Annotated in this window: 5 protein-coding genes and 1 pseudogene; 3 read left to right on the top strand and 3 right to left on the bottom strand. The window is 45.8% G+C overall.

Features of this window, described 5'->3' with window-relative positions:
* Positions 1–940 precede the first annotated feature (940 nt).
* The 3 genes from WJM78_RS08595 (at position 941) to WJM78_RS08585 (ending at position 8,476) form a co-directional block, all read left to right on the top strand.
* Positions 941–1,570, top strand: a complete 630-nt coding sequence (locus WJM78_RS08595; RefSeq protein WP_339015127.1) for a response regulator transcription factor — start codon at positions 941–943, stop codon at positions 1,568–1,570.
* On the top strand, positions 1,567–5,187 hold the full coding sequence (locus WJM78_RS08590; protein WP_339015125.1) for a response regulator: 3,621 nt from the start codon (positions 1,567–1,569) through the stop codon (positions 5,185–5,187). Before WJM78_RS08595 ends, WJM78_RS08590 begins: the two co-directional genes overlap by 4 nt.
* 385 nt (positions 5,188–5,572) lie before the next feature.
* Positions 5,573–8,476, top strand: coding sequence for an HD domain-containing phosphohydrolase (locus tag WJM78_RS08585; RefSeq protein ID WP_339015123.1), 2,904 nt, complete (start codon positions 5,573–5,575; stop codon positions 8,474–8,476).
* Between the two features lie 34 nt (positions 8,477–8,510).
* On the opposite strand, the pseudogene WJM78_RS08580 reads toward WJM78_RS08585, so the two are convergent.
* The 3 genes and pseudogenes from WJM78_RS08580 to WJM78_RS08570 form a co-directional block, all read right to left on the bottom strand.
* A pseudogene (locus tag WJM78_RS08580) lies at positions 8,511–8,654 on the bottom strand (IS5/IS1182 family transposase); the annotation flags it as partial.
* Between the two features lie 1,551 nt (positions 8,655–10,205).
* A complete protein-coding gene (locus tag WJM78_RS08575) occupies positions 10,206–10,919 on the bottom strand; it encodes a SprT family zinc-dependent metalloprotease (protein WP_339015121.1) in 714 nt (237 codons plus the stop codon).
* Positions 10,919–14,023, bottom strand: coding sequence for an HsdR family type I site-specific deoxyribonuclease (locus tag WJM78_RS08570; protein ID WP_339015119.1), 3,105 nt, complete (start codon positions 14,021–14,023; stop codon positions 10,919–10,921). Before WJM78_RS08570 ends, WJM78_RS08575 begins: the two co-directional genes overlap by 1 nt.
* Positions 14,024–14,080 lie beyond the last annotated feature (57 nt).

The following is a 14,080-nucleotide window of genomic DNA, read 5'->3' as shown; positions in this document are numbered from 1 at the left end:
AATCAGACCGATGTGCGAAGATCTAAAGAGCTTTTAAAAATAGCAGGTCACTACACTCGTGAAATTACTACCTGTAGCAGGTAAGCATGCCTTGTCACGTCAGCCTTCCAACCCAATGGTAGGAAGGCCTTACACCAAAATGTTTTAGGAAAAATGCAGAACAATCAGGATCAGTTATTTATACCCAGTGACAGCGAGCTCAATCGAAACTGGAACCATCGTTGTCTCTTTGCCATGTCCCCCCTTCAACTGAAATAGTTAATAGAGTAATGTGGATTTATATTTAAACTTTAAAAAACATTTTAATCCATAATTCAATCGACAATATTACTTAGAGTGTATTGATGCCCATTTAAACTGCAAGCCGCATCCATTTTTCTTCACAAAGGATTTTCTTTCCATGAGAGAGACCAGCCATTTGTTGGATATTTCTGTAATCTTATCGATTCAGAAGCTTCAAATAAAAAATGGGGCACGACTACCACATGCTTTCGGCATCCCTAACCGCTTGTTTTCAGCACTACCCAACTCGAATACGCATGATGGTTGCAACAGGTAGGTGCGCTGCTTCACCTGCTCATAGGATCGCAAGGTGCTCATACATGGCGTGCCTTGGTGGTGATGATACTACTAGGATAACATTCCGATGAAATGGTTGTTCAGGAGCTTGAGGATGCCGTAGAGCTCTGTAACAGAGTACATGATTATTCAGGGAACAAGTCATTAGTCCGATGCATTACGACAACTGGCAGCGATAGCTTAAACGCGATGAGGGGTGTAGCCAGTAACAGCCGAGAATTGACTCAACTGCCAGATGAGGCCCGCTAGGCTGGTGATACTTTTGATGGAAATACGAGCCCAATAACACGGCCATATACAAAAAAGTGACTATACTTAATAAAATCAACCTACCATTACTATTTATTTACAAAGGATATATATGGCAAGCGTATTAATTGTAGATGATCACCCAACCATTAGAATGGCTGTATCATTACTGTTACAGCACGACCTGCACACTGTTTGTGGTGAGGTAGATAATGGCATTGATGCACTTAAAGAATGGAAAAAAACGTCTCCTGACGTAGTTATATTAGATATTGGGATCCCAAAACTAGATGGACTGGAAGTAATAAAGAGGATAAAGAGCTCCGGCTCTCCAACACAGATAGTAGTGTTGTCCGCTCAAAACAGCCATCATATTATGCTTAGATGCTTGCAAGCAGGGGCAAGTGGTTTTGTATCTAAAATGGATGAATTAATGTTAATTAAAAATGCAATCAATGCATGTCTTAATGGACAAAAATATTTTCCATCCGATGTAATATCAAAAGCAAGATATACTACCAACACAAATAATAGTGATATATTAAATTTACTTTCTAATCGAGAGATGAGTGTACTACTTGCATTATGTAATGGAGTACCCAATAAAGACATCGCCAGCAACATGCTATTAAGCGAAAAAACCGTAAGTACATATAAAACAAGATTAATGCACAAACTTAATGTAGGCAACATTGTTGAGCTAGTTGAGTTTGCTAAACGCAATGGAGTAATATCCGTATGACTTCAATCATAAACTTTAAATCGTCATTTAATACACTTTTATTTATTTTATTTTTCAACTCAATAACATTCATTGCGAATGCATCTGATACTATACGAGTATTATCAAGAGAACCCACAGAAAAAAACAATGTTTTTCCTTCTTTGCATGAAGAACAGTTAGCATGGCTTCGTGAGAAGAAAACTCTGACCCTAGCGATATCACAACCAGACAACCCTCCGTTGAGTATTACATCCCGATCTGCTTTTTATGAAGGAGTTACAGCTGATGTCATTGGCCTTATATCCAATAATTTAGGTGTCGAAGTCGTCGTGAAAAAATATCCACATCGAATTGATGCTATTAAAGCAGTTAAAAATGGAGAGGCTGATTTTGTTCCATCCGCAAATAGCTATGATGTATCAGAGGATCTTATACTAACCAGGCCATATCTTGATGATTATCCGGCTCTTTATAAAAGAGTTGGCATTGAAATTTCAGATATTAAGAGCATAGCAGTGGTTGAGGCATATTTACCATTTTCAGAACTATTAAGATACTTGCCAAAATCCACAAAAATAACTACTTATCCATCCAGATATTCTGCTGTCGCATCTGTCGAATATGGAAAGTCGGATGCAGTGCTTATTGATATGATTTCAGGAAATTACATTATTAATAATTTTTATAACAACAGCATTCATCTAGCAAAGAAAATTTATACCAATACGGGAGGTTTTTCCTTTGGTATAAAAAAAGGAAATGATATGTTATTAAACATATTAAACTCTTCTTTAATGACAGTTTCGAATGCAAACAGAAAGTCAATTCTAGACCGCTGGAGTGGAGGCGGTCTATCTATCGATTCACAACTGGTATCGCTCACTCAGCAAGAATGGGAGTGGATCTATAACAAAGGAAAACTCACCATCGTATCTCAAACCAGATTTCCACCGCTGAGTTATCTTGATGTAAAAGGTAATATTCATGGCATGATAGTTGATATGTCTGAAATACTCAGCTCAAAACTGGGCATTCCAGTTAATGTGCTACCAGTAAATACCATAGCTGAACAGTATAGAGCTATTGAGCATGGTCAGGCCGACTTAATGCTCAGCATGACTTATGATAGTAGACAAAAGCAGTACCTTATTTCCCACGCATTTATTACCGAACCCTTAGTATATATTGTGAACATAAAAAATAAAGGCATACCCCCAGAAGTATTTTTAAATATAGGGCATGTCGCATTAATTAATGATTTTTCGCCATCTAAAGCACTTGAAAAAAAATATAAAATTGAAAGGAAGTCCTATTTCAATAAAATTCAAGATGCGTTAGCCTGTGTTGCCAATAGATCTTGTGATGTCGTTCTCATGCCATTTAGAATGGCAAAGTTTCTTATCAATTCAGACTATAGAGATAGTTTAACAATTGCTGGCGATGCTTTTGACTCCATTCCTATAAACGTAGGGTTTGCTGTAAATAAGTCCCAAGAAACGCTAATTGGCATTGTCGATAAAATATTGTATTCAATCCCGCCTGATGAAATTGACAAGCTGTCTACAAGTTGGCGAGTTAATGCCAAAAATGAAGTATATACATTCATTGACATGTTAAGAGATTTTGGTTTTTCTTTTTTTGTCGTGCTAACAACCTCCTCTATTTTTATACTTTTAGGGGTGGGGTTATGGCGGCAAGTAACACAGAAAAAGCGTATCTCTCACGCTTTAGATTCGCAACTTAAATTTATTGGTGAATTGATTGACAGTAATCCTCATCCTATTTACGCCAGGAATTTGAATGGCCGCCTAATCTTGTGTAATAACAGTTATGCCGAATTCATTGGCATGCAAAAGTCGGAGCTAATTGGCACAAGCATTGACGAACTCAATCTGCTGAGACCTTTCCTAAGTGAATTGGGCAATGTGTTTTTCAATGTGCTAGAAGAAGGAAAATCTCAGGATGGTGATTACACACTCCATTTTTCAGGAAAAAAAATAGATATATACCATTGGCTTCAATCTCCGAAGGAAATACCAACGGATAATCAAGTCGTGATAGGAGGATGGATTGATATCAGTGAGCGAGTTACTTTGCTATCCGAATTAGCCAGCGCATCTAACAATGCTTTAGACGCTAATAAGGCAAAGTCCACCTTTCTTGCGACAATGAGTCATGAGATCCGAACCCCTATGAATGCAATTATAGGTCTACTGGAACTGACTTTACGCAAAGGAAGATTAAAAAGTGAAGACCACGAGTCAATTAGCTTAGCTTATCAAGCTTCATTTGACCTCTTAGCACTTATTGGGGATATTCTTGACATTTCAAAAATCGAATCTGGCAAGTTAGAACTCTCTGCTACGCCACACAATTTGTCAGTATTAACTCAATCAGTAATAAATGTCTTTTCTTCTAATGCTCGCCTAAAAAATTTGACAATAAAGTTTAGCGTTAACCAAGACTTAACAGTTTTGATTGACCCAAATCGATATAAACAAATTATATCGAATTTGCTTGGTAATGCAATTAAGTTTACAGAAAAAGGCGGGATCACGATTGATATGGACCAAACGTCGAGTAATGGTATGTGTGAGATCTTTATAAAAATAAGTGACACTGGGATCGGCATTCCAAAAGAAGATATTGGCACTATTTGTCAGCCCTTCAGACAAGGGCCGCAACCACAAGACTTGCCTCAAGCAGGCACAGGGTTAGGGCTTGCAATCTCCAAGACGTTGTGTGAGATGATGGGAGGTTGGCTAGAGATAGAAAGCAAAGAGGGAGTAGGAACCACAGTATCAATCAAGATGCTGCTACCTTTAATCGACTCTTCATTGATCGAACCAATGCTAGATAGAGGTATTACAGAAACTGTCGAACTCATACCTAAATACAATTTTCTCATCATTGATGATCACTCTACCAACAGACAATTAATAAGCCAGCAATTACTTTTTCTGGGTCAGAAAGTTAGTACGGCTTCATCAGGTCTTGAGGCATTAAAGTTACTCGAAATGAATACTTTTGATATCATAATTACTGACATAAATATGCCAAAAATGAATGGGATGGATTTTACAACTCATTTTCGAAAATTAGAAGAGCGTGAAAAAAGAAGACGTACACTTATCATTGGCCTTACTGCTGATGCGCGCCAAGAACAGCACCAAAAAGCAATTGAAGTTGGCATGGATGACTGTTTATTTAAACCAATCAGTTTGGATCAATTGAAAGCCTGCATTAAAAATCACGATGCAATGTTCCATAATTCATCACCTGCTGATATTGCAAATTCAATCCAAGAAACTTTAGGGAAGCTTACATCAGAAAATGTAGAAATGATTCAGTCAATATTAATAAATTATATGCAAGCTTCTGAGGAAGATCTTGATAATATAATGTTGGCAAGTTCAAGTGGGGATATAAATGAATTTTTATCCCTACTACATCGGATAAAAGGTTCTGCTCGATTAGTAGGTGCTGACAATTTAGTAATGACATGTAGTAAATGGGAGCAGTCTCCATATTTACAGTGGTCAATGACAAGTTCATCACGCCAAATAAAAGAACAGCTTTCGCAGGTTAAGGATGGTATCGAACACTGGTTGAAAACAAATATTACGAAAGTATAATAATGAATACTTTCACTTATTTTTGGTACAATCCTCAATAAATTATAACATTATATCTGGCCTCGACAAAATAATATCGGGGCCATTTTATAATCTATAATCGATGTATGTAGTAATTGAACCATCCCGGACACCATTTTAGGTGGTACAGTCGCCACTGGCGTTATGGGATCGACACCCCTACCCAACACGGTATCTGACGTTGCGAATGCAAGTTCACACTGATGATAGAGGTGGCCACCATGAGATGTTCCTGTTCATACGATGCTCTCCCAAGTTAAATGCAGGACTGCATTGGGTAGGGGCGTCCATCACTACTGTAAATCTAAGCACTACACTAAGGTCAGAATCCCTTTGCCACTAGGCATATGACAAGGAGACATTCATGACATCTGCCAAACGAAGCCTTAAACCTTTCCATGTTCATATAGCAACTTTCTTTATCATGCTATTCACGTTACTGGGGATCGCGCTATTGAGCATACAATTTAAACAGAATATGCGACAAGGGGTAGAGCATGCGCGGCAGAGCTTTGTTCAATCTCGGGAACAACTAAGCCTCGCTTTGCAGTTGAACGAACAGCCCGCTCGCATGTCTCTAAATCTATTACGAAATGGAAAGCTTGAGGATATGGATAGCCTCGAAGCACGTCTAAGCTATTTGGCGCAAATGGTGACAGTGTTAGCTAATAGACCCAGCTATGGTGCTATCTATATCGGTTATCAGGATGGTGATTTTTTTCTTGTTCGTAAACTAACAAAAGTAAACAGTGGTGCGCTGCTTGATAAAAAGATACCAATTAATAGTGTTTGGCTGGTACAGAGCATGCACCACGGGGTTGGGGAGTTTCTTTACTACGATAAAGATTTGGTCTTGATTACACGACACATCGAACCCGAATACAGCTTTGATCCCCGCAGTCGTGAATGGTACAAACAAGCGAGCAGACGCTACGGGATTGTGGTAAATCGTCCATACCTTTTCTTCACAACGAAGGAACCGGGTATGACCATGGCCGTACAGAGTATTAATCGTCGTACTGTAATGGGTCTGGATATTAGCGTTAAAGGGTTATCGACGATGATTGGAACACTTGATTTGCCGATGCAAAGTCAGGTGGTGATATTCGATGAAAAAGCTACGCTGCTTGCCACTAATCCGGCAGACATGCCCAGCTTTAAACAGTTCACTAAGCTCCCTACACTGGCGATGCTCGGTCACCCTGCAATGGATGCTTTGCAACAACAAATTATCACGCACCCTACTTTACTTGGATCTCCAGCGGAAATTTACCTGAGCACTGTTTCTGGTCATAAGTGGTTGGTGAGCCTCTCTCCTCTTGGTGAGGACTCACCTTTCAATATCGCCCTAATGGTCTCACATGAACAACTACAGAAGCAGGCACGTCATGAAGCGTTTATTGTTCTTAGATGGGCGATAATGGGTCTTTTATTATTGCTACCCGTGATTTGGTGGGTCTCTAAGCGAACAGCGACTCCGTTGATTGCACTAACCAAGGAGGCCGAGCGGATCCAGCACTTCGACTTTGGCGAAAGTCGGATGCCCGAGTCGGCCATCCGAGAGATAGATGACCTTGCTCGCACGATGTCTAGCATGCGTCGGACCCTTGGCAACTTTATGAACATGGGACGAGCGCTGGCAGCCGAGCATCGCTTTGACTCCCTGAACAGCCGCATCCTGCACGAAACCATCGCCGCGGTACAAGCTAAAGGGGGATGTCTCTATCTGGCTCAGCAACATGAGATGCAGCCGGTGTATGCCCGCTGGCAGCAGGCAGATCTGGCAGTCGGGCTGGTCCCCTGGCAGCAGGCTCTATTGTCCGGATTAGCCAGTTCGCAGCGCATCTCGCTCACCGTGGATAAACAGGTATGGGCGCAGCACCTCAGCAGCTGGGGCCCTTTCCTCGGCTCATGCCAACTGGTGGCAGAGCCATTGCGCAACCATCGGCAGGTGCTGATCGGCTGCTTACTGCTGATCTTGCCGCGCTGTAGTGAACAGGAGCTTGCTTCGCGCATTAGCCTGATCGAGGCACTGGCAGGAATGTCAGCCTCCGCTATTGAGAACCAGCGCTTGCTGGAAGAGCAGAAGCAACTGCTCGAATCCTTTATCGAACTGATGGCTGGCGCCATCGACGCTAAAAGCCCCTATACCGGCGGCCACTGCCAGCGGGTGCCCGAGCTGACTCGCATGCTCACCGCAGCCGCCTGCGCCCAGCTAAAGGGGCCTTTTGCCGGTTTCACCCTCAATGATGAGGAGTGGGAAGCGATCCATATCGCCAGTTGGCTGCACGACTGCGGAAAAGTCACCACGCCGGAATTTGTGGTCGACAAAGCTACTAAGCTGGAAACCATCTATGACCGGATCCACGAGATCCGCACTCGTTTTGAAGTGCTCAAACGGGATGTCTACATCGAATGCCTTGCAGCCCACCTGCCGCAAGAGGTCAGGAGTGCTTGCCGGGATGAAGCTGCGCCACGCTGGGCCGAACTGGACCAAGAATTTGCCTTCGTCGCCGAGTGTAATCTGGGCGGTGAATTGATGGCTCCTGAGAAAATCGAGCGGCTCAACACCATTGCTCGCCGCACCTGGTTGCGCACCCTGGATGATCGGCTCGGTATCAGCCGAGAGGAGCTCAAGCTGCGCCAGGGCGAGCCTGCCCCCGAGTTGCCCTTCCTCGAGCCTCTGCTGGCCGACAAGTCTTGTCACCTCATTCCTCGCCCTGAACAGGAGAGGATCGACGAGCACAATTCATGGAACTTCAAGGTCAAGGTGCCGCACTATCTCTACAACCGAGGGGAGAGATACAACCTTGCCATCAGCCGGGGTACCCTCACCGAGGAGGAGCGTTACAAGATCAATGAACACATCATCCAAACCATCCGCATGCTGGAGCGACTCCCCTTCCCCCGCCATCTGCGCAGCGTGCCGGAAATTGCCGGCGGTCATCACGAGCGCATGGATGGCAGAGGCTATCCGCGCCAGCTGACCGGGCAGCAGATGAGCGTGCCAGCCCGCATCATGGTCATCGCCGATATTTTCGAGGCACTCACCGCCAGCGATCGCCCCTACAAATCGGGCAAGAGTGTCTCTCAGGCGCTTGCCATCATGGCCAACATGGTTCGCGAACAGCATATCGACCCGAACCTGTTCACTCTGTTTGTCAGCAGCGGGATCTGGCGCGAGTATGCAGCACGATTCCTAGCACCCGAACAACTGGACAAGGTTAATGAGGCTAATTTGTTGGCGTCATCAATAGCAAGTGGTTAGGGCAATGTGTAGTGGTCTGGTCGGTGTAGAGCTAGCTGCGGCCCCGTCGCCCGTGATGGTCTTGGTTGAGCCAGTTATCCATGGCGTCTACATCAACCCAGAAGGTGAGAGAGCCACGGCTAATCAGAGACTTGTTGTATTGATGCCAGTTGGTGACGGAGTGAAGCGACTTGATCATGATGCAGACTTGAAGGGGATGGTGGTGATCAGATCGCCACATTTTCAGTTAGTTCATAGCTATTGCCATGATCCTTAAAAAGACGCAAACAAAATAAATGAAGTATCCTTGTCGAGTGCTATATGTAACGTATCGATAGCGCTCTCTATCGCTAGGCCATAAAATGATGCCTTTCAATGAAAAGGACGCACCCCCTTTATCAAAAATAAAACACCTATCGGTTGTTAGAGCATTGCGAAAAAGGCCGCAGTCACCCGACTACTGCAGCATAGCCCCTCTAAAATTCAACATGAATCCCTTGAACGCTCAGTAATTGTCATCAACGATGGGAATATAGAACGTTACCAATGAAAAAATTCAATATCACGCCTAATGTCAACAAACTGCTATACCGCTATGAACATCCACGAACTAAGATACGACCATTAAAACACTATTTTTAACACAGTTTAACGACAAGCTTTACGTGATGGCATATAAATGGTCCATTGCCATATTATGGCAATTTTTATCGGAGATTTTTGCATGCAAATCGCTATGATTTTATCATGTACACAAACTCTAATCATTAAAAAATAGCTCTTAAAAAAACAAAGCCTTAAGCTAGTGAAACTACTATCTCAATGTCAAAAATCCGTGCCACTATATGGCAATGAACATTTGGCGCTGCCATATGGTGGCAGACACTTCTACCCAACGACTTGCTGAGCCTGTTCACCATACAGACAACTCAGAAAAATCATCAAATTATGAAGATAAAGCGACTGGATATGCAATAACCAACCCTTCCATACTCATCTCAGTATCTTGTTCCAAGATAGTACAATGGGATACCATTAATTATAACCAGGCCCCCTTGATACAACCCGATCGAATCCAAATTGGAATGAGCCTTATTATTCATATTATGTAGCCTTCGACGCCATCTTGTAGATGCTAAAGAATTATACCTTTTCATTCTGCCCTTAACTTATACCTTCTATATTTCAGGATGAAATACGCTCTATATAGAGAACCACATTGAACAAGATGAATGCTGAGCGATACCTCATATTATTTCACTTAGTATCACACTGTAATGATATATTTAATTTTGCTATCTGATTAGGGTAATCGATAGGGTTACGATTTTATTTTATGGCGGATAAAATAAATTAAATACGTCTTGTCACCCAGAGTGAGAATTGAAGAGATTTGAATCTGAAATATAATAATAGATACGAGTTTTATCCATATAACATTCTGGTGACCATCTTATCCAGACCAGTTCAACTTAGCGACTCTGGATGTTATTAGTCACACGAGGGGTGGTGCGTGAGACGGTAAATATATATAACGTGGAGCGACCGCATCATATGTTAAAATACAGAATCCCCGACGTGATACGTCGGGGATTCTGAGTGGTGAAATGCTAGTTGATAATGTGAGCTTGTACATGATTTTATGTTAGAGAGTTTTTCGCCTCTCCCTTTAGCAGCTCATTACTCAACTCGAGCGTTTTTTCAAGATAGTGGTCGCGTAAACCGGTTCTTAGACCGCTCGCTTTTGTGCTTAATACCCCCACCGGTTAAACGCCAGCGGCATTTTGTTCAGCTTCTCTCGGTGCTCTCTCCAATTTGGCAAGTGCAAATCCATCAGGGAGATAAATCGCTGGTTATGTTTGCGCTCTAACAGATGCACCATCTCATGAACCACAATAAACTCCAGGCATTCAGGGGGCTTCTTGACCAACTCGAGGTTTATCCAGATACGAGCAGTATCTGTTTTGCAGCTACCCCACATTGTCTTCATTCGCTTGATGCCCACAAAAGAAGGAGCAACCTTGAGAGTCGCCTGCCACTTGGTAATAAGTACCGGAAGACGCTGCCGTAGCAGTTGACGATACCACTCGAGCAACAACGCCTCACGACGATCAGCATCATAATGAGCGGGCACTCGCATGCGGATCCAGCCACCCTGCAGCTTGACGCTATGGTCGCCATCGGTCTGGATCACATCCAGTCGGTAGCCTCGTCCCCAAAGATAATGGGTCTCTCCGCTACACATCTTGCGCTCGCTCTGACGCGGCTGGGCAACAAACGCCGCCTGCTGCTGTCGAATCCAGGCCAGTCTTCGCACCACTGCAACACGAATGGCGGTATCAGACAAAGCAGTGGGCGCAGAAACCCGCACCCGTCCATCAGGGGGCAATACATTGATGTGCAGGTTTTTGATGCCCTTGCGCTGCAACTCGACAGTCAGCTCACCAAAGGTAACCAACGCCATCAATGGTACTCCGGCTGGGCTTTTACTAGGGTCATCACATCCACGACGGTCACATCGTACTCTTTGATCTCTTCGGCAATAGCAAAGGCAACCTCCCGCTCTTTGAAGCGATCACCGAGCCAGTCCGCCTTTTTAGTGTATCTGACGGCAGTATCGATCTTGGTCACCAGCACTTCATCGCGGCCCAAATTGTCATAGAGCGCGCGCTTGGCTGAGGTATCGACACTTCCAGGATAGGTTTCTGCCCCCCCACTGGCTGGACGTTTCACCTTCATAGCCAGCTCTCGCACTTTCTCCAGATACTCCTGGTAAGAGATAGCCTGGGAGCGACGCAGCTCAATCAGCTCATCGAGCAGCACCGACATCTTTTCGTAGTACTTGGGGTTAACCGGATTCTCGTCGACGATGGTTCGTCGCACGTTGTTTTCAATCGCCTCAGCCATGGCCTCGGGGTCTTTACGCAGCCCCTCGGGTGCCCCCTCAAGCCCTTCAGCCCCCCGCTCGATGATCAACTCCAACAATCCCAGCTCTTCAAAGTCCATCAGGGTTTCACTGGGGTCGGCATCGATATAGAGATCCAGCATCTGCCGCATCGCCGGCTCGAACTGCTTCATATCGACGTGATCACTACTGGCTACTTTGATCATGTCGCGCACTTTGCTGTAGTGCTCCACCTCACGGCGGATTGCGGCAGCCTGGCTCGCGCTATAACCGGCCTCTTCCATCTCTCCCGCCAGCGCGGTAAACGCACGGATAAGCTTGGCAACATATTGATAAAGGGTTAGACGCAGCGCCTCCTTGTCGAGCAGCTCATCTTCGTCTGCCCCCGGAGCACAGCAGAAGTAGTGCTGATAATCCAACTCTTCGCGGGGGGCCTTGACCGGTTCGCAGAGCGTTCGCACTGCCTCCAGGGCATCATCGAGATCTTGCTTCCCTTGTGCCAAGCGATCTTTCAGCAACCCAGCCACATCCTCCTTGTCATAGCCCTCAAACGCCTCGGCCGTGTAATCCTTGACGGTTTTCTCAAGAGAACGGAACAGGTCCTTGTAATCGACGATATAGCCATACTCCTTATCGGCACCATCGAGCCGGTTAACCCGACAGATAGCTTGAAAAAGGCTGTGATCGGCCATCTTTTTATCAATGTAAAGGTAGGTCGCAGACGGCGCATCGAAACCGGTCAGCAGCTTGTCCACGACAATCAGCAGCCGCATCCGACCCGGCTCCTTGATAAAACGCTGTTTGACCGTTTTCTCAAACTCCTCCACCCGTTTGCCGGCCTCATCCTCGCTCTGGCCAAAAAAGTTCGCCAACATCTTGCGATAGATGTGGTACTTCGCCAGCTTTTCGGTCAACCCCGCACCGGTCGTCTGTCCTTTGATGTTACTGGCATTGGGCGTATAGCTGGTGATGATGGCGCACTTATCTGCAAATCCTGCCTGACTGAACAGCTCATAGCTTTTGCAAGCCTGATAAACGCTGGCGCACACCAACATGGCATTGCCACGGCCATCCGCCAGGCGCTGTTTACGGTCAAAATCGAGCAGGATATCGGCTACGATCTGCTCAAGCCGTGAGCGGCTCGAGAGCAGCTTCTGCATTGATGCCCACTTCTCTTTAAGCTGCTGGCGACCAAGCCGGGAGAGCGCCTTGGTCTTTACTTCGAACCATTCATCCACCTTGGCCTGAGACTTGACCCGTTGGTCAATGTCGCGGGCCTCATAACGCAAGTCCAGCACCACCCCATCGCTCACCGCTTCGTCAAACTTGTAGGTGTGAATGAAGGGTCCAAACACCTCTACCGACTTCTTCTTATCCTTCTTCATCAGGGGTGTGCCGGTGAAGCCAATAAAAAGTGCCTCGGGCAATATGCTCTTCATGGCCCCATGCAACTTGCCCGACTGGGTACGGTGGCACTCATCCACAAACACAAAGAGTTTGCCCTTGGCCGCAAAATCAGCCGGCAGGCTGGCTTTGAGCTCGGCGATAAATTCATCGTCATCTTGTTCAGCCGTCTCACCTTTTTCTTCCGTATGCCTGCCGAATTTATGTACCAGAGAACAAAGCAGCCAAGGGTGTGCCTCGTTAAGACGACGCACCAGCTCGGCCCCACTCTTGGTACGCAGGATCTCCTCTTCAACCCCGGCAAATACCTTCTCTATCTGCTCATCAAGTTCGGTACGGTCAGTGATGATCAAGACACGACTGTCAGCGACATTCTCCCGGATCCACTTGGCCAGCCACACCATGGTCAGGCTCTTGCCGCTGCCCTGGGTATGCCAGATGATCCCGCCCTCATGACGTTCAATAAACCGCTTGGCTGCCGTGATCCCGAAATACTGGTTATGGCGACAGGTTTTCTTCACCCCACTATCGAACACGATAAAGTTGTGAATTAACTCAAGAAAGCGCCCCTTGTCGCAGAGCTGGGCAAGATGGCGATCCAGCAGATTTCCATCCTGCGAAGAGCCTGCCTCTTTCCACTCCAGATAGTACTTCTCGGGGGTTTCAATGGTGCCGTAACGCAGACCCTGGCTGTCATTGCCTGCCATGAGCAACTGTTGGGTGGTGAAAAAATTGCGAATGAAATCCTGTTGCTGGTTGTCGAGGTTTTGCCGGATCCCTTCACCGATAGAGACGGTGGATCGTTTGAGCTCAATCACCCCTAGCGCAATACCGTTGACGTAGAGCACCAGATCCGGCCGCTTGGTGTTCTCCCCGGCGACCGTCACCTCCTCAGCGATGGCAAAGTCGTTAGCCTCTGGATTGGCCCAATCCACCAGCCAGATGGTCTGATTCTGCTCACCCGTCCCGCACTTCTCCTTCACGCCGTAACGTAACAGGCGATAGACCTCTTTATTGGCATCATAGAGCTGGCGCCCCTCCCCCAAGCTGACCGCACGCTCGAGCTGGCGCAGGACTCGGGGAATAAGCGCCTCATCCACGCCACGGCCCATCAACCAGTCGGTCAGCAGAGCAGGTTCGACATTGCGATTGTTGGGGCGGGCGTGCCAGTTACCGAGGTAGTGCCACCCTAATCGCTGCTGAAAAAAGGTGACAACGCGTTGCTGGGTGGCCAGCTCTTTTTGACCGACTTTTCCCATAGGAGAAATTCCATGTGGACAACAAGATGGCCGAGGCTGCATAGCCAAACAACCAAC

Origin of the sequence: Aeromonas popoffii, assembly GCF_037818705.1 — a bacterium.
In the GTDB taxonomy this organism is placed as follows: Bacteria; Pseudomonadota; Gammaproteobacteria; order Enterobacterales; family Aeromonadaceae; genus Aeromonas; species Aeromonas popoffii.
The sequence above is the reverse complement of the archived record's forward strand: the minus strand, read 5'-3'. Positions and strand labels throughout refer to the sequence as shown.

Coding starts and splice junctions, on each gene's coding strand:
- WJM78_RS08595 (WP_339015127.1), top strand. CDS start 941: ATGGCAAGCGTATTAATTGTAGATGATCACCCAACCATTAGAATGGCT.
- WJM78_RS08590 (WP_339015125.1), top strand. CDS start 1,567: ATGACTTCAATCATAAACTTTAAATCGTCATTTAATACACTTTTATTT.
- WJM78_RS08585 (WP_339015123.1), top strand. CDS start 5,573: ATGACATCTGCCAAACGAAGCCTTAAACCTTTCCATGTTCATATAGCA.
- WJM78_RS08575 (WP_339015121.1), bottom strand. CDS start 10,919: ATGGCGTTGGTTACCTTTGGTGAGCTGACTGTCGAGTTGCAGCGCAAG.
- WJM78_RS08570 (WP_339015119.1), bottom strand. CDS start 14,023: ATGGGAAAAGTCGGTCAAAAAGAGCTGGCCACCCAGCAACGCGTTGTC.